11 protein-coding genes are annotated in these 17,634 nt (G+C 58.5%); 3 read left to right on the top strand and 8 right to left on the bottom strand.

The window, feature by feature from the left end; genetic code table 11:
* Nucleotides 1–4 precede the first annotated feature (4 nt).
* The gene (locus HV770_RS18480; protein WP_175161964.1) at nt 5–670 is read left to right on the top strand and encodes a response regulator; all 666 of its coding nucleotides are present in this window, start codon (nt 5–7) and stop codon (nt 668–670) included.
* A 92-nt stretch (nt 671–762) separates the two neighbouring features.
* Nucleotides 763–3,981: an ATP-binding protein gene (locus HV770_RS18475; protein ID WP_246290990.1), complete on the top strand. Its 3,219-nt coding sequence runs from the start codon at nt 763–765 to the stop codon at nt 3,979–3,981.
* A 1,043-nt stretch (nt 3,982–5,024) separates the two neighbouring features.
* Here HV770_RS18475 and HV770_RS18470 read toward each other — a convergent pair.
* Entirely contained in the window at nt 5,025–5,984 is a 960-nt protein-coding gene (locus HV770_RS18470) for an EAL domain-containing protein (protein ID WP_175161814.1), read from the bottom strand.
* A 1,455-nt stretch (nt 5,985–7,439) separates the two neighbouring features.
* Here HV770_RS18470 and HV770_RS18465 point away from each other — a divergent pair.
* Nucleotides 7,440–10,190 carry a winged helix-turn-helix domain-containing protein gene (locus tag HV770_RS18465; protein WP_246290988.1) on the top strand — a complete coding sequence of 917 codons (2,751 nt, stop codon included), beginning with the start codon at nt 7,440–7,442 and terminating at the stop codon, nt 10,188–10,190.
* Between the two features lie 643 nt (nt 10,191–10,833).
* Here HV770_RS18465 and rng read toward each other — a convergent pair.
* The 7 genes from rng to purD form a co-directional block, all read right to left on the bottom strand.
* The gene (rng, locus tag HV770_RS18460) at nt 10,834–12,303 is read right to left on the bottom strand and encodes a ribonuclease G (RefSeq protein WP_168661161.1); all 1,470 of its coding nucleotides are present in this window, start codon (nt 12,301–12,303) and stop codon (nt 10,834–10,836) included.
* Between the two features lie 9 nt (nt 12,304–12,312).
* A complete protein-coding gene (locus tag HV770_RS18455; RefSeq protein WP_175161810.1) occupies nt 12,313–12,942 on the bottom strand; it encodes a Maf family protein in 630 nt (209 codons plus the stop codon).
* Nucleotides 12,943–13,195: 253 nt separating this feature from the next.
* A complete protein-coding gene (gene rlmH, locus HV770_RS18450) occupies nt 13,196–13,666 on the bottom strand; it encodes a 23S rRNA (pseudouridine(1915)-N(3))-methyltransferase RlmH (protein WP_042327538.1) in 471 nt (156 codons plus the stop codon).
* Nucleotides 13,667–13,731: 65 nt separating this feature from the next.
* Nucleotides 13,732–14,190 (bottom strand): ribosome silencing factor, encoded by a 459-nt coding sequence (gene rsfS, locus HV770_RS18445; protein WP_175161808.1) that lies wholly within the window; start codon nt 14,188–14,190, stop codon nt 13,732–13,734.
* Nucleotides 14,191–14,194: 4 nt separating this feature from the next.
* On the bottom strand, nt 14,195–14,911 hold the full coding sequence (locus HV770_RS18440; RefSeq protein WP_246291003.1) for a nicotinate-nucleotide adenylyltransferase: 717 nt from the start codon (nt 14,909–14,911) through the stop codon (nt 14,195–14,197).
* A 53-nt stretch (nt 14,912–14,964) separates the two neighbouring features.
* The gene (gene hemF / locus HV770_RS18435) at nt 14,965–15,888 is read right to left on the bottom strand and encodes an oxygen-dependent coproporphyrinogen oxidase (RefSeq protein WP_175161807.1); all 924 of its coding nucleotides are present in this window, start codon (nt 15,886–15,888) and stop codon (nt 14,965–14,967) included.
* A 236-nt stretch (nt 15,889–16,124) separates the two neighbouring features.
* Nucleotides 16,125–17,423, bottom strand: a complete 1,299-nt coding sequence (gene purD / locus HV770_RS18430) for a phosphoribosylamine--glycine ligase (protein WP_175161805.1) — start codon at nt 17,421–17,423, stop codon at nt 16,125–16,127.
* Nucleotides 17,424–17,634: the final 211 nt, after the last annotated feature.

The following is a 17,634-nucleotide window of genomic DNA, read 5'->3' as shown; positions in this document are numbered from 1 at the left end:
CCTTATGAACTCTACGCGCATTGTCCACGTTGTGGTGGCGGACGATCATGCGGTCGTTCGCAGGGCCGTTGCCCAAACAATCGACGCGATTCCCGGCTTCAAAATCGCCGCGATCGTTAAATCCGGGACTGAGCTTCTGGAAATACTCACGGCAGTCGAATGCGATCTGATCGTTACTGATTTCTCGATGCAGAGGGGCACCGCCGACGAAGACGGACTCCGCCTTATCGCGCGACTCAGGCGGAATTACCCTTCTACGCCGATCATTGTTTTTACAATGCTCACTAACGGCGGAGTATTGCAAAAGCTTTGCAAGATGGGCGTCGCGGGCATCGTGGGTAAGGACGAGGAATCGGCAGTAATCGAACAGGCTTGCGTCACGGTGCGTTCGCATTTGAACGCACGCACATTTCTATCTCCAGGCATTACCCAGTGGCTCGTTCAGGATGGCAATACCGCGGAAGGATTTCTCAGCGCTCCGGACCTCTCCCCGAAGGAACTCGAGGTTGTCCGCCTGTTTGGTATGGGGCTGTCTGTCACGCAGATCGCGCAACAGCTCAATCGCACAGCAACCACGGTGGCTACACAAAAGCGTTCGGCCATGCGCAAGTTACATGTGGAGACTAACGCGGATCTGGTGAAGTATGCGCAAGAGCAGGGACTGACCTGATGCCACTGATGTCCAGGAGTGCATGGGATCCTGCTCTACATGCCTTCCATTCGATAGAAAGGAATTTAAAGCGGGAGCGGCGCGTTTTTTCGATGGTAATCATCCTGTTGATTATCGGCGCGTTTGCCGCAGCTGTTGTGACGATCGCAGGGCGACTGGCTGATTCGCTCGACCAGGAGGAAAGGGCTACGCGGCTAGCCATACAGAATCTCACCCACGAGCTGCAGGAACGAAACAACCTGCTCACGACCGTCAGCGTGATCGTCGAGCTCCGGGCAAGCGGCGTTCTCCTGCCTGAGACACCCCGCCACGCCGACGACAAGTGCGTCGCTGGCGTTCCCATGCAAGGGCCGCGGTCGATCCTCATGTCGAGTTGCGCGGCGGCAGTGCAGCTTTTTCTGGCGGCTGGTTCGAATCTCAACTTCGAGTTGATTCTCACGGATGGGCACGGGATATATGGGCACGCGTTTCAACCACAACCACCACGTGCCTACAACTCGGCATCGCAGGGAAGAGCCCGAGAAGTGGTCGACGCGGTCCTTGAAAAATATCGTTCCCTGGGACTGGATCCGCTCATCGCTGCGCGTGAAAAGCGCATCGTCTGGCTGCGATCGCCCAAAACAACGGGAGGCGATTTGTCGCGGATGATTGGGGCGTCTCTTGTCCTGAAGGATGGCGCGCTTTACGCCATGGTGGTGACCACGCTAGATCTGAAAGACGTCTTTCAATCTGGCACCGACGACACCTCGATTTCCGATCCCGTCGTAGTGACGAATAGCGGGACAGTAGCTATCGGGTTCGTTGCGCCGGAGCAGGCGGCAGAGATAGACACAAGGACAGGCGCGAGCACGCTTCAGTTTGGCCGCTTCCATTGGATTCCCAGTTATGGCTGGGTGATGCGACGGCCGGCGCTCATGTTTGGTTTCGGGCATATCCTTCGCATTGTGCCGTTGCGCCAACAGGTCGCTGAGATGCGATGCGGACTTATTCTGGTGCTCTCCGCCACAGCAGCGCTGGTGATACTCCTGCTTGCCATGTTCCGTTACTGGAACTATCAGTTTTTGACACGGACCTATGCGGAGGCTGCTCGCGCGCTTGAAAGCGAATTGCTCAATCACCTTCTGGTGCATGCAACGCCTGTCGGTTTGTGCATTGTCCGGAAGGACGGCTCGGAAATCGTGCTGGCAAACAAGATCGCGCGTGATGTGCTGAGAATCGCGAACACCAATATGAAACTGCCAGCAGCACTGAGCCGGGAATTTCAAAAACAGGGCATCGATAACACCTCTTTCTCCCTAGCGGAAGGGGCGAAGATCTTCCAGTTCGCATTCCCTATCGAGAGGGAAGGGCTGAATAGCTTGCATTTGGAGATTACCTACGCACCGGCGATCCTCAACCGTGAAGATGTTCTGTTTTGCGCGATCGCCGATACTACTCAACATGTTCTCGCCGAACAGGCGCTCCGTGAAGCCAAGCAAACCACAGAAGTCGCCGCGAAAGCAAAAGTGAGTTTTTTTGCTTCCATGAGCCATGAGATTCGCACACCGCTGGCATCGCTCGTCGGTAACATCGAACTGCTCAAGCTCGGACCGCTGGTGCCCGAGCAGGAGGCGCGTGTGCATGCCATGCAGATATCCGCTGCTGGGCTGTTGCACGTCGTGAACGATGTACTGGACTTTTCGAAAATCGATGTGGGGGAATTGAGGCTTAATGAAGCATGGGGATCTGTGACCGATCTCATAGGTCGCATTGTCCTTTCGCATGCGCATCTCGCCGTCAAGAAAGGCTTGAAACTCTATGTTGTTCTCGATCGAGCCGTGCCTTCACGATTGCTTTTCGATCCGATACGTGTATCCCAGATCGTGACCAATCTGTTGAGCAATGCCTTTAAGTTTACGCAGTCCGGAAAGATTGTAGTACGGGTGCAGTGGATTGACTCGTCGCTGGCGATCAGCATTGCCGACTCAGGCATCGGCATACCGGACGAGCTCAAAACGCAACTATTCCAGCCGTTTATGCAGGGGGATAGCAATCGCCTTGGGCAAGCGAGAGGAACCGGACTTGGGCTGTCCATTACAGCGAGGCTCTGCGAGTTGATGCGAGGGTTCGTCATGATGGAAAGCACTGTCGGAGCGGGAACCCGCGTCGCGGTTACGCTTCCGCTTCGTTCGATGGACGGCACGCCAAACGGAGCCGACTGGACTTTGCAGAATTACAATCCGGCTATTCTTTGCCACGCTAACGAATATAGGGAATGGCTGACAAATCTGTTTGATCCGGAGGCGGCCACCGTGACTGTTTTTACAGATACACGTCACGCCGTTAATCATGGTCGCTATGATTATCTGCTTGTCGCGGATGAGTTTGACGCGGCTGATGTCATTCGGTGGTGGGGAAATCCGGCCAGTATTGTGTGGGTGGGGCAGGATGGCCCTCTGGTGCCGATTCCGAGCGACAACGGTGGCGTGGCAGTTTCAGTCTACAGCCTCTCAGGAATCAGGACGGCTACGCAGATGCTGGAGTCCGCTGTCCTTGACCGGACGCTCACAAAAAAAGCAAAAGAAGCAGGGCCCGCCAGACGCAATTTCGAAAAATTGACCGTGCTGATTGCAGAAGACAATCTATTGAATCGGAGTTTGTTGCGTGACCAGCTTAGCACCTTGGGTGCAAACGTGATCGAGGCCGTCAATGGTAGCGAGGCGCTGTCGATGCTTTCGAAACGGTCGGTGGACATCGTGCTCACTGACATCGATATGCCCGTCCTGAGCGGGTTTCAGTTGATTGATGCAGTTCGCAACAAAAACTTCTCAATGCCGATTTATGCCGTCAGCGCGAGCGCTCATCCGGACGACATCGCTGAAGGCCGGGCGCGGGGATTCGCTGACTACCTCACCAAGCCGGTATCCCTGTCGATACTGACGAGGGTTCTCGATGCCGCGGCAAATCCAGACGGTCGCGATGCCCTAACAGACGACAAGGCGGTCGTACCCAGATTACCCGTTGTGCCGACCGATTATTCGGCGGCATTTGTCGAACAGACAAATTTGGATGTCGCGAAACTGGATTCCGTAGTCAAGACGCAAAGCGTCGCGCAGCTTCGAAGGTGGGCGCACGGGGTGGCGGGGGGGCTATCGGTGCTCGGGCCGTCGCTGCTTCTTCAGCGTTGTCAGGACCTGCGCGCAACTATCTCCAGGACGGAGGGTTGGACTGCCGACATTGAACGGCAGGCGTTGACAATTGCCGATGCCCTCGTAGAAATGTGCTCCTCAGGCGACTATTATTGCAAGTTCAGTATGTCGCCGTGCCGATGATTAGATCTCCTCTACCGCCGGCGACTGACGATATGCAGACGAGTCGACCCTCCGGTCGGTCACGGGCGATCCGCTCAAAAAAGGGATGAAGCGTGCCCACTTGGCAAAGTTAAAACTAGCTCCACTGGACGGCGCTGATGGCGCCCTATAGTGATCATCGATCGGTTCCATGGTGCCGATCCTGCGCTGATGTCTATGCGGTCAAATGGGCCCCCGTGCGACGATCTGTGACAATCGACGCTGCCGCTGAACTCGCGCCAGGAGAATGGCGCTCGTTGTAATACCCGAACGCGAGCCCGAATTGGGTCTGTGGCGTCAACCGGATGTCAGGGCAACGGCTGGCCGAGCACGACACAGTGGCGGAAAACACTTCGGTACATTTCAGCAGCCCCCTAGTCAAACCACGCAACAACGGTGCAATACAAAACCAACATTGCAGATAGCACTATTCAGGGGTGTAAGGAGTTCATCCGGAGGTACCGTCAAGGCTGGATTGATTAACAGTTTCGGCGGCCGCGCAACGGTAGCCGTAAACAATCAATCAGAAAATCTATTGTGCAAAAAGGATAGCGAACAGCTTTCGCAGCGAAGCGGTAAGGCGAAACGGTTGCAGGCGGAAGTGACTGTTACGCGTAAGACCGGCGCGGTTGTGCAAATTCGTCACTTCAATCAGACTGGATGGGCTCATAGATATTTCTGTGCGTGGAAGGAATGTTGAACCACAGATTAAGCCTGCAGATTTCCCTTTTTTATATCGAATTTATATGAAATGTTCTGTTCGGTATGATGTCATACAAAATTGTCATAAATATCGGTATTGACCGCAGTGAGGGCCGCAGGAAATTCAATTGTCAGACAGTCTAGTATCGTGTCGGATGGTCGACGTCATTCAATTGACTACTGAACTATCTATACCTGTCGATGCGGCGCTTCAACGTACCGGTTAGAATCCAGAATGGGAAAACTGAAATTTTGCGTCGCAAGGAGATCATTCCGATATGAATACGAGTTCTGAACGGCCGCGAGCGTTGCCACAGTCAGACCTATCGTGAACTCGTTGCGAGGCCGTGCCCCGCGACAAGATCATCGATCTGCGCAGCATGAACTGGCATGCAAATATAAGAACCTTGGCAGTCGACATTTGCCATGTTCTTTGTCCACCTGAGCTGCGCTTCGTTTTCGATGCCGTCGATAACAATCTGCTTCCCAAGGCGTTGACCAAATCGAATAAGTACTTCCAGGACGTTCGTTGCCTCTGAACTTCCGGGAACCCGGCTAATCAATGATCGGTCGATTTTTAGAACATCGACTTCCAGCCGATGCAAGATGGATGGTGACCAGCCTCCAGCTCCGAAGTCGCCAATCGCAACTCGAACGCCCGTTTCACGTATTGAATCGACTGCAGCCAAAAGCACATCGAGCGGCCCGGATTCCGTGGACTCCTTCAACTGCACTTCCAGTTTTGTCGGGTCAACGGCATGAGAAGCGAGCAACGCGACCAACTTTCCTGGCAGATTCCCTCGCGTTAATTCCTGGGGCGAAAGGCTGATTGTGAGCGACAGCGTAGTGTATTTGCACGCAGCCCAGTCAGAGAGCGTCTCTGCAGATTTTTCCAAAAGAAAATCTGTAAAACGCCCCGATAGGCCGGAGCTTTCTACGGTCTGGATGAACGATGTAGGTGTCAAGATACCGTGGACGGGATGACGCCAGCGCAACAAGGCCTCAAAACCACATAGTCTTTCCTCTGGCACTCGCAGTTTTGGCTGGAAAACGAGCATGAATTCGTTCCGTTCCAATCCGCGCTCAAGCTGATCGACGATGTTGAGGTGATCGACCTCAGTACGATCCGTAAGCGTATCCGGAGGAGAGGCATCTTGTACTTTGAGACAAGCAGTCGAGGAATGACCTAATAGACCCGACTTGGACTTGCCAATCAGCGTGGAGGAAGTTTGCAAGTCGTCGAGCAACTGCTTATAAGAGATTTTTGCGTTCGTTTCGTGCATTTGCGTAGCCCCCATCCGGTCAGAGTACCTCGAAGCAAGCTCAAACCAGTCTGTCTGTCATTGGAGTAATTGACCTGGTCCCGCGCGTTATGCCCCGCTGAGGCGGGCCCAACTCGATCTTCGCAGAGCAATGTCCCATAAGACGCGACCACGTTGACAGGATTGCGCGGCAGTCAAAAAGGCCATACCGGCGGCCCTCCTCCGTCTTTCCGTCGTCGACCGGTGATTGTGGAAAAAAACCGCTGATCCAAACGGAACTCATTGGTTAAAAGCGTGGCACTCGCGAATCTTCTTAAAAAATGATAGGCGGTCTCCCGAAGTGCATTGTGAATTATTGACACATATCCAGGCGGATTGACCTCGGCCGCGTAAATTCGGACGGTCGGACAGGAAAATGACGATGAGAGCCGACGGACGCACTCGTCTGCATTCCAAGCGAAAATGGCGAGCGCGGCGGTCGGATGCGTTTGATGTGCGCCTGAATCAGATCAGGTTGTATAAAAGTTTTTGGTGGCATGCTCAACAAAGTGGACTCGCTGTGCGCAGCGTAATGGTCGATCGTATGCATGTATTGCCTGTCCCTCAGCAGGTACGAATTGTTGGCCTCGCGCGATCGGCCGGGTCTTACCGGACGCAGCTAGTAAGCGAAGCGGACGCGTCGCTGATGCGCGGAATCGACGAACTGATATCGGAATCTCCGTCTCTCTGAGCGCCGGTGTTGGCGCGACTGATGCGTCGCAAGCGACATCAGATTGGCCGTCGGCGCATGTGCACACGATTGATGCTACCGCTCGGTGTTGGGGAAAAGGCGAGTTGTAAAGCTTGCGGCTTTTGTATAGGTGGACCTTCGTTGGTGCGGTCCTGCCTGCCACAAAAACGGCCTACGCCTGCGGAACAACGCCCTGAAGGAGCTCTCGGTACTGCTGGAAACGTCAACCGCGTGAAGCTACTGCCGACCTCACTGCGAAAGCGCGAATGCGGTGCGAGATCCGGTGTCGTCCGGAAGAAAATGCTGCTTTGCTAGACGGGTCGGGAAGCTGGGTTGCTCTGCGGACTCGTCACAAGAATGTCGCATTGGCGCTCGTCGATGAGCGGAGCCGGTCGCGACGGAACGATCAGGACGAGCCTCCTTCGTGTGATGTCGCGTCATGGCAACCGCGTAGGAGTTGGGGTTGTGATTGAAGGAGATTTCGGCATACTAATCGACTACGATAGTGAGTGGCTTGAGTAGTAGCGTTTTCGTCGATTGTTATCTCGATAAACATATCCCAAAAATAGGTGGATTGTTACTTCGCTCGTGCTTTATTGTAAAAATGAAAGGCCGCCGCGTACGGGTTTCGCACTCGTATAAAAAGTACCGTGGGAAGCAATTGAAGTTTCGCACGGCCAGTCGATGGGAAAAGAGAGAGATATTTCATGGGCGCAAGTTCAGACGGTACTGGTCGCGAGTGGAACATGTCGTTGATCCAGACTAAAATGATCCCGCCACGGATTCCGTCAGGCTATGTGCGACGTGTTGCGTTGCTCAGTCAGCTTGATGAGAGACCATCTCGCAGCGTGACCGTCGTGACCGCACCTGCGGGTTTCGGCAAGACAACATTGCTTGCTGAATGGCGAGAAGTGGCGTTGAAAAAAAAGCATCCTGTTGCATGGCTGAGCCTCGACGAAGAAGACGACGATCCTCAGCAGTTCGGCGCATATCTGGTAGCTGCATTCTCCAGAACGTCCGACAGCATCGCCCAGCAGGCGCAACAACTCCTGGATAACGATGCGAGCACGCCTATCAGGACTGTCATCTCGGTACTTCTGAACGGGATTGCTGCGTACGGCCGGAGCGCTTTCCTCGTGCTGGATGACGTCGACCGCCTGAACACGGATTCTGTTCTTGCCACTGTCTCCCGGCTGTTGCGTTATGCACCCGAAAACATGCATGTGTTACTGGGCGCGCGCGGTGAGCCGGGCTTGACACTTGGTCAACTCAGAACACCCGAGAAGCTAATACGTATCGGTGCCGACGATCTCCGATTCTCGATGGACGATGCACGGGAATTTTTCGCTCAGGCAGGCATAGTGCCGCTCGACCAAAGCAGTATTGAACTTTTGAATCAGGCGACTGAAGGGTGGGTGATCGGCTTGCAATTGGTTTCCCTTGCAGCAGGTCAGATGGGTGACGCAACTGAGATCGCCAATAACCTTGCAGGAACCTGTTCTGGAATCGACCACTACCTGAACGATACGGTGCTCGCGCATTTGCCGCCGGTGATGCTTAAGTTTTTGCTATACACGTCGATTCTTGATCGGCTCACTGCTCCCGTGTGCGATGCCATCATGGGCGGCGAGGGCGGAAGCGGGCAAAAGCTTGAATGGCTCGAACGACATAGCGTCTTTATCCAGCCGCTGGATCAGACACGGGACTGGTATCGCTGTCACGTGCTCCTGTCCGATGCACTTCGACGGCGTCTTGTTCATCAGATGCCGCAAAAGATTGCCGTGCTGCATCAACGTGCGTGCCAATGGTTTGCGGGTGCACGTCTCTGGCCCGAGGCAGTCACACACGCTTTGGCTGCGGGCGAATTCGAGCAGGCGGCGCAGTGGGCCGAGCATTGTGCAATGGAGATGTTGGAGCGCGGTGATCCGTGCACACTGCTCGGCTGGATTAAGAAGCTTCCAACGGATGTTCTCCAGCGACGATTACGTTTGCGCCTCGCGAAAGCGTGGGCGCTCGCATTGTCGCTTCAGACGACACGCGCCACGAGGGAAATTGATGCTCTTGTTGAGGAATTTAATCGTGGGCATCGCGATGACGGCGACATGAACGCAGAAGTTGCAGGTGTGGAGATTAGCGCAATCCGGGCGCTAATTGCCAGCAATAGTGACGATAGCGAGCGTGTGCTCGAACTCGTGCATGTCGTAGAGACCTCAACGGCACCCTCGGCACCATGGGTAAAGTGTTACGTACAAGCCGCGCATTTTTTTGGTTTGATGTACAGGGGAGAGTTTGGCCAAATACGTCGCATATGGAATGTCGCCGAGGACCGGGTGGAGTATTGTCAAGGATCGGGCTACTCGGATATGTTTCGAGACGCCATGTACGGTCTTGCCGCCCTTTTACATGGCGAGTTGTCTGAAGCACGGCAGATTTTTGAGGAGACGTTTGAGCGTGCCGAAAATGTTCTGGGCGCGTCATCGGCCGGCGCAAACTGGCTGGCCGGTTGCCTGGCATCGATTTACTATGAGTGCAACGAACTTCCGCAAGCAAGGGAGATAGTCGCGGGTCGCGCGACCCTCGTATTGGATGCGGCGCCGCTAGGTGCGCTGGTGCAACATACGCTTTCTGTGTCACGGCTGAAGTGCCGCAGCGGAGAGACAGATTCCGCATTGACCGTTCTCGAAGGCAGTCGGCAAGTCGCGATCACCCGACGATGGCCACGACTCAGGGTGGCGTGCGATGCTGAAATTGTGAAATTGCTTCTGGAGGAGGGCAACGTTGCGCGGGCCAGCCAGATCGCCAGAGAACTGGGCCTGAGCTTGCCAAAGATGTGGGAAGGGCGCACGGGGGCCGCTTTGGAAACCTGGACAAGCTACTGCCTCGTGCGGGCGAGGGTTCTCATTGCGGAGGATCTTGCTGACAAGGCTGTTATTTTTCTTACGCTTCTGCTTGATAAGCTGGGTGCTATGGGTTGGCGCTATTCGGAGGCTATCGTTTCCTTGCTGCTTGCCCGCGCGTTCGAGCAATGTAACGCTTCCGGCGATGCGCTTGCTGCACTCGACCACGCATTGCTGGTTGGAGAAGCGATTGGCATGGTTAATAGCTTCGTAGATGAAGGGCCGCCGATGCGCACGTTGCTGCAGCGGTTTCGCCGATCCTCAGGGAATGTCTCTACTTCCCAAATGGCATATGTCGATCGATTGCTGGCAGCTTTCGATGAACTCGACAATGTGCCACCTGCGTCTCATGAACCAGTTCGGCCGGTGACGACGTCGCCGGATGTTCTCAGTGCAAGGGAATTTGAAATAGTCCGCTACGTAGCTCGCGGTCTTTCGAACAAGGAAATCGGTCGATCGCTGAAACTAGCGCCGGAGACAGTCAAGTGGCATTTGAAGAACATTTTTGAAAAGCTCAACGTAGGTTCACGGATCGAAGCTGTTCAGAGCGTTCTTGGATCCCAAGGTGGGAGAACAGAGTGCGACCAGTTAGAGCGGTGACCTTGCCGCCGAAAAACGATATCCTGCTGATCAGGTGGGCTCAGGCAAGGAGCGCATCGCCGAGCGGTGTAGGGTTCTGCTCCCTATCGTTATCGCACTCAATGCGGGATTGCTCGGCGATTAACACGACACGCTCGCCGCGAACCATGGACTGCAAGGTCTGTATGACCTCAAAGGTCGGCGCCATCCTTTCCCAATCGCTGGGTGCCAATGAAGATTCGGCCCGTAAACGAGCGGACACGCTGGACGAGCGCGGCATCCCACGGCCGTCGGCGTACGTGCGTTGGGAGAGCGTCTTGCTTCTGCAACCGCTTGCATCTGTTCTGAGCTGAGAAGATGCGGCCGCCTTCGTATAGATCCTTTGCTGTACATCATCCCCCGCTGCGACGCGTCTGTTTTACGTTCAGAATTACTAACAGACAGGTCCCGTAGCTTATGGCGGCGTAAACTGGCGGATCGAGAAGGGGAGTTGTTGGCGATATAGGCTGGCTATGCTCAGTAGCTCAAAGCAAATAAAAAGAAGCCGACCATTGCGTGTCGGCTTTCTCTTGCCGGTGTGTGCCGGCGGTCCGTTTGTGCTGCTCAGTGTACTGGTATTCCGACTCACCCGCGACCGGGTATCAGTGACCCAGAGCAACCAAAGCTACATCAAAACAATATCGTACTGTTCCTGACTCAAATTCGACTCCACCTGCAACGATACCGGCTTGCCAATGAAATCAATCAGCATCGCCAGATGCTGCGACTCTTCTTCAAGAAACAGATCAATCACCTGCTGCGACGCCACCACACGAAACTCGCGCGGATTAAACTGCCGCGACTCGCGGAGAATCTCGCGCAGCACGTCATAGCAAACCGTTCGCGGCGTCTTGACTTGCCCCTTACCCTGACAAACCGGGCACGGCTCGCACAGCACGTGTGCCAAAGACTCGCGCGTACGCTTTCTCGTCATCTCCACCAGCCCGAGTTGCGAGAAGCCATTCACCGTCACTCGCGTCCGATCGCGCGACAAAGCCTTCTTCAACTCACCGAGCACCTGGTCGCGATGCTCGACGTTTTCCATATCGATGAAATCGATGATGATCACGCCGCCCAGATTGCGCAGCCGCAATTGCCGTGCGATCGTGTGCGCGGCCTCGAGGTTGGTCTTGAAGATCGTATCGTCGAAGTTTCGCGCACCGACGTAGCCGCCGGTGTTCACGTCGATGGTGGTCATCGCTTCGGTCTGGTCGATCACGAGATATCCGCCGGACTTCAGATCGACGCGGCGCGACAACGCGCGCTGAATCTCGGCTTCGATGTTGTAGAGATCGAAGAGCGGCCGCTCGCCGGTGTAGTGATGCAGTTTCGACGATACCGCCGGCGTGAACTCCGCCGCGAAGTCGGCGAGCATCTGATGCGTCTCGCGCGAGTCGACCTGAATGCGCGAGGTTTCATCGTTGACGAAATCGCGCAGCACGCGTTGCGCGAGATTCAGATCCTGGTACAGCAGGCTGGTCGGCGGCATACGCTGACCTTGCGAAATGATCGTCGCCCAGGTCTTGCGCAAATACGCGACGTCGCCGGCAAGCTCTTCGCTAGTCGCATCTTCGGCAATCGTGCGCACGATGTAGCCGCCTTTCTCGTCGGCGGGCAGCACGGCGGTCAGACGCGCGCGCACCGCTTCGCGCTCGGCCTCGCTCTCGATCTTCTGGGAGATGCCGATATGCGGCTCCTGCGGCAGATACACGAGCGTGCGCCCGGCAATGCTCACTTGCGTGGAGAGCCGCGCGCCCTTGGTGCCGATCGGGTCCTTCACGACCTGCACCATCAGCGTCTGGCCTTCGAAGACGATCTTTTCGATGGGCTGATGCGGCGCCTGATGTTGCGGCTCGCCGGCAATGCGCGGGTGCCAGATATCGGCTACATGCAGAAACGCGGCGCGTTCGAGACCGATGTCGATGAAGGCGGATTGCATGCCCGGCAACACGCGGACGACCTTGCCGAGATAGACATTGCCGACGCGTCCGCGCGACAGCGTTCGTTCGACGTGAAGTTCCTGGACGGCGCCTTGCTGGACGAGCGCGACTCGCGTTTCCTGCGGCGTGACATTGATCAGGATTTCTTCATTCATGGTGTTATTTTAGAAGTCGATGCGCGCTGCACGCAGGAGGGCAGCGGTTTCAAAAAGCGGCAAACCCATGATACCTGAATAGGACCCGTCGATATGTTCGATAAACTCCGCGGCGCGTCCCTGCACGCCATAGGCGCCGGCTTTGCCGAGCGGCTCGCCGCTCGCCGCGTAACGACGGAGTGCGTCTGCGTGCAGTGCAGCAAAGCGCACCTTCGATACCGATAGCGCGGCGGGCAGCAACGCGCCCTCAGCGTCGATCACGGCAACGGCGGTCAGCACTTCATGAGCGCGGCCCGCGAGACGGGTGAGCATCGCGACGGCATCGTCGGCATCGACGGGTTTGCCGAGGATCGCGTCGTCGATCGTGACGGTCGTATCGGCCACGAGGATCGGCCGCGCCGCATGACCGCCGGCCGCGAGCCGCGCACGCGCGGCGTGTGCCTTGGCAATGCATACGCGCTGCACGTAGTCGTGCGCGGATTCGCCGGGCAGCTCGGCTTCGAGCGCTTCGGCATCTTCATCGGGGCGTGGCAGCAGGAGTTCGAAACGCACGCCGAGCTGTTGCAGCAACTCCTGGCGGCGTGGGCTTTGCGATGCGAGGTAGACGAGCGGATGCAGCGAGGCGGCGGGCGTGGGCATGAACGGTCTCGATGAAGCGGATTGCTGGGAATGGGTGAGGAGCGGGAGATGATCGCGCCGCGGGCGCGCAGGGCGGGCGTCGAGCGGGTGCATCGATCACGCATTCTGCAGCACGAGTCGACGCAAACGATCGGCCATGCACGTCGACCGACGCGGATAACCAGGACGGCAACGAAGACCTGCAACGGGGCCGGCAACATGCCCTCAACGGCAACGCGCCAAAACCGCGCGCCCGCTCGGCCACCGCGTCTGCTCACACGCGGTGATAGGGGTGATTTTGCGTGATGGTCCACGCGCGGTAAAGCTGTTCGGCGAGCAGCACGCGCACCATCGCGTGCGGCAAGGTCAGGCTCGACACGCGCAACAGCATATCGGCGCGCGCCTTCAGGTCGGGATCGAGCCCGTCGGCACCGCCGATCAGAAAGGCCACGTCGCGGCCGTCCTGCTGCCAGGTCGGCAGGGCATTGGCCAACTGCATCGTGGTCCAGTCCTTGCCGCGTTCGTCGAGCGCGACGATGCGGGCGTTCTTCGGCAACGCCGCTTCGATCTTCTGCCGCTCGGCGGCCATCACGCTTTCCGCCGACCGTCCGGACGAACGCTGCTCGGGCTTGATCTCGCGCAGTTCGATGCGCAGCTCGGGCGGCATGCGCTTCGCGTATTCGTCGAAGCCGGTGGCGATCCAGTCCGGCATCTTGTGGCCGACGGCGAGGATGTGGAGTTTCATTAGCGAGGCAATGAACGAAGGAATCGCGAACCGAGGTCTACGAGTTGCCAGCCAGCAAAGCCGGCTTACTTGCGACGAGCCGTGCTCTTGCGCGCGGGCTTCTTCACGGCCGGCGTATCTTCGTCTTCTTCGTCCTCGTCGTCGGGCTCGCTCGAACGCGCGCCGCCGAACGGATCGGGCGTGGACAGCTTGATGCGCACCGGCTTGTCACCCCAGATTTCCTCGAGGTTGTAGTACTGGCGCAGCGCCGGTTGCAGGATGTGGACGATTGCGTCGCCGCAATCCACCAGCACCCATTCGCCGATGTCCTCGCCCTCGGTGCTGACGATGTCGCCGCCGGCTTCCTTCACGCTTTCGCGCACGCTCGACGCGAGCGCCTTGGTTTGCCGGTTCGAGGTGCCGCTCGCGACGATCACGCGATCGAACAGCGCGGTCAGGTGGCTGGTGTTGAACACCTTGATGTCTTGCGCCTTGACGTCTTCGAGGGCGTCGACGATCACGCGTTGTAGTTTGCGAATATCCATGAGGTTACCGGTGGTACAGATGATGTTGAAGAATATAGTCCCACACCGCGGTGGGGACATGGCTCGCGGCCTGGTCTTGCTGTTCGCCGCCCGCGAGGGCGAGCCGCTGGCTCACCTGTTCGCGCAGATGCGCGCGAATGTCGGTGGCCGAGACGTTGAACGCAAGCGTCGTATCGATCAGCAAGTGGCCGCAAGGCGTGGCTTGCAGAACGTCGGCGCGGGCACGGCGCGCGTCGATTTCCTGAGCGAGCGCCGGTGGAATCGACGCGAGGTCGAAACCGGGCCGGGTCGCCGCGCAAATATGCGCGAACTCGAACAGGCGCCGCCAGTCGCGCCATGTATCGAGATGCACGAGTTGATCCGCGCCGATCAGAAGCGCGATCGATGCGTCCTCACCTTCGCGTTCACGCCAGCGTTGCAGCGTGTCGATCGTATAGGTCGGGCCGTCGTGATCGATTTCGTCAGTCGCGACGCGTACCGTCACGCCCGGCAGCGCCAGCGTGCCGGCGGCCGCGCGCGTCATCGCGAGCCTGTGCACGGCCGCTGACACGTCCGCTTTCTGCCACGGCTGGCCGGCGGGCAGCAGCACCAGCTCGGTCAGTTGCAGCACCTCGGCGAAACGCCGCGCGAGCGCGAGGTGGCCGTCGTGGATCGGATCGAAAGTGCCGCCTAGCAGACCGATCCGGCGAGGCAGGGCAGCGGGATGAGCGTTCGGCTTCAGGTGAAGATCCTTTGTCGTGGCCGCGTGCAAGGGCGTGGTGCGCACAATGCGCGTTACACCCACTCGCGCGGCACGAGAAAATCGCTGTAAAGACGCGCTTCCGGCGTGCCCGGTTCGGGATGCCAGTTGTAGCGCCAGTTCACCACAGGCGGCATCGACATCAGGATCGATTCCGTGCGTCCGCCGCTCTGCAGTCCAAACAGTGTGCCACGGTCGAAGACCAGATTGAACTCGACGTAGCGGCCGCGCCGGTATGCCTGGAATTCGCGCTCCGCTTCGCCGTACGGAATGTTGCGGCGCTTTTCGATGATTGGCAGATAGGCCTTGAGGAACGCATCGCCGACGCTCCTCACCATCGCGAACGATTGATCGAAGCCCGGCGCCGAGAAATCGTCGAAGAAAATCCCGCCGATGCCGCGCGCTTCGTTGCGATGCTTCAGGAAGAAATACTCGTCGCACCAGCGCTTGAAACTCGGGTAAAGATCCGCGCCATAAGGCTGCAGCGCGTCGCGGCAGGTGCGATGGAAATGCTGCGCGTCTTCCTCGTAGCCGTAGTACGGCGTCAGGTCCATACCGCCGCCGAACCAGAAGACCGGCTCTTCGCCGGCCTTGGTTGCGATCAGCAGGCGCACGTTCATGTGCACGGTCGGGCAGTGCGGATTGTGCGGATGCAGCACGAGCGATACACCCATTGCTTCGAAGCCGCGCCCGGCCAGTTGCGGACGCGCCGCGCTTGCCGAACCCGGCAACGCGTCGCCCGCGACGTCCGAGAAACCGATGCCGGCCCGTTCGAAGAACTTGCCGCCTTCGAGAATCCGCGTATAGCCGCCGCCGCGCAGCTTGTCGCCCGGGCCACGCTGCCAGGCGTCGGTCGCGAACGGCGTGCCGTCAAACTCGCCGAGCGTGTCAGCGATATGCGTTTGCAGGCCTTGCAGCCAGTTGCGCACGGCCTGTGTGTCATAGCTCGAATCAGTCATGAATGCGGATGCTGGGGGCGGCACGCTCGTCGTACCGCGGGTTCTTCGGGAAAGGCGACGGCCGGGCCTGCGTCAGGGAGGAAACCTGCGAAGGCGCGGCGCACGGTATTTCGCGTCGGGCGGCGGGCTTTCGCCTCGCCCGGCCCAGCGGCTGCGCTGGGCGCGCAAAACCCGCTGGGTCGCGCCCGCAGTGTAGCGCCGTTGGCGCCGCAGGCGGGCGAGCGGGGTGGTGGCTTTTACTGCTTGCCCTCGGTCCGCGTGTCCTGCTTGCGGTTCAGCGCACGGTAGCCGATGTCGCGGCGATACTGCATGCCGTCGAACGAGATCTGGTTGATCGTCTCGTATGCGACCGATTGCGCGGTGCGCACCGAGTCCGCCAGACCGACCACGCACAGCACCCGGCCGCCCGAGGTCGTCAGCTTGCCGTCGGCGAGCGTGGTGCCGGCGTGGAAGGTGACCGAATCCGAGGTTTCCGCGGGGATGTCGTTGATGCGGTCGCCCTTACGCGGCGTGTCCGGATAGTTGTGCGCGGCGATCACGACGCCCAGCGCGGTGCGGCGGTCCCATTCGAGTTCGACCGTATCCAGCGTGCCGGCGATCGCCTGCTCGACCACCTTCGAATAGTCGCCCTTCAGACGCGCCATGATCGGCTGCGTTTCGGGGTCGCCCATGCGGCAGTTGAATTCGAGCGTCTTCGGGTTGCCTTGCGCGTCGATCATCAGACCGGCGTACAGGAAGCCGGTGTAGCGGATGCCTTCCTTCTCCATGCCGCGCACGGTCGGAAGGATGATTTCGCGCATCACGCGGGCATGCAGTTGCGGCGTGACGATCGGTGCGGGCGAGTACGCGCCCATGCCGCCGGTGTTCGGACCCCGGTCGGCGTCAAGCAGGCGCTTGTGGTCCTGGCTCGACGCGAGCGGCAGCACGTGCTTGCCGTCGACCATCACGATGAAGCTCGCTTCCTCGCCGGCCAGGAATTCCTCGATCACGACGCGCGCGCCGGCATCGCCGAGCTTGTTGTCCGACAGCATCATGTCGACCGCGGCATGCGCTTCTTCCAGCGTCTGCGCGACCACTACGCCCTTGCCGGCGGCGAGGCCGTCGGCCTTGATGACGATCGGCGCGCCCTTGGCGTCCAGATACGCATGCGCGGCGGCGACGTCGGCGAAGGTTTCGTATTCGGCGGTCGGGATCGCGTGGCGTTTCATGAACGCCTTCGCGAAGTCCTTCGAGCTTTCGAGCTGGGCGGCCTCTTTGGTCGGCCCGAAAATCTTCAGACCGCGCGAGCGGAACAGGTTGACGATGCCGGCCGCGAGCGGCGCTTCCGGCCCGACCAGCGTAAAGGCGATCTGTTCCCGTTCGACGAAATCGGCCAGCGCGGCTGGCTCGGTGATGTCGATGTTGCGCAGACGCTCGTCCTGCGCGGTGCCGCCGTTGCCCGGCGCGACGTAGACGAGCTGAACCCGCGGCGATTGCGCGAGCTTCCATGCGAGTGCATGTTCGCGACCGCCGGAACCGACGACGAGTAACTTCATGTGAATCCCCGAGACTTAAAAACCATAAACGGCTGAAGCGGAAAGCTCAGCCGTGCAATAAACAGCGAGATTCGCGCCGGGTCGGCCTGCGCCGGCCAGGAAGCCCGCGGACCGAACCCGGGACGAACCCGAGTGACGATGGCCTGGCGGGCGCGCAACGCTGCACCCGTGTTCAAAACGCCCGTTCAGCGGCAAAAAACAGCAATGAGCG

The sequence above is a fragment of the Paraburkholderia fynbosensis genome (assembly GCF_902859935.1).
GTDB lineage: Bacteria > Pseudomonadota > Gammaproteobacteria > Burkholderiales > Burkholderiaceae > Paraburkholderia > Paraburkholderia fynbosensis.
This window is presented reverse-complemented; position numbering and strand designations above follow the sequence as displayed.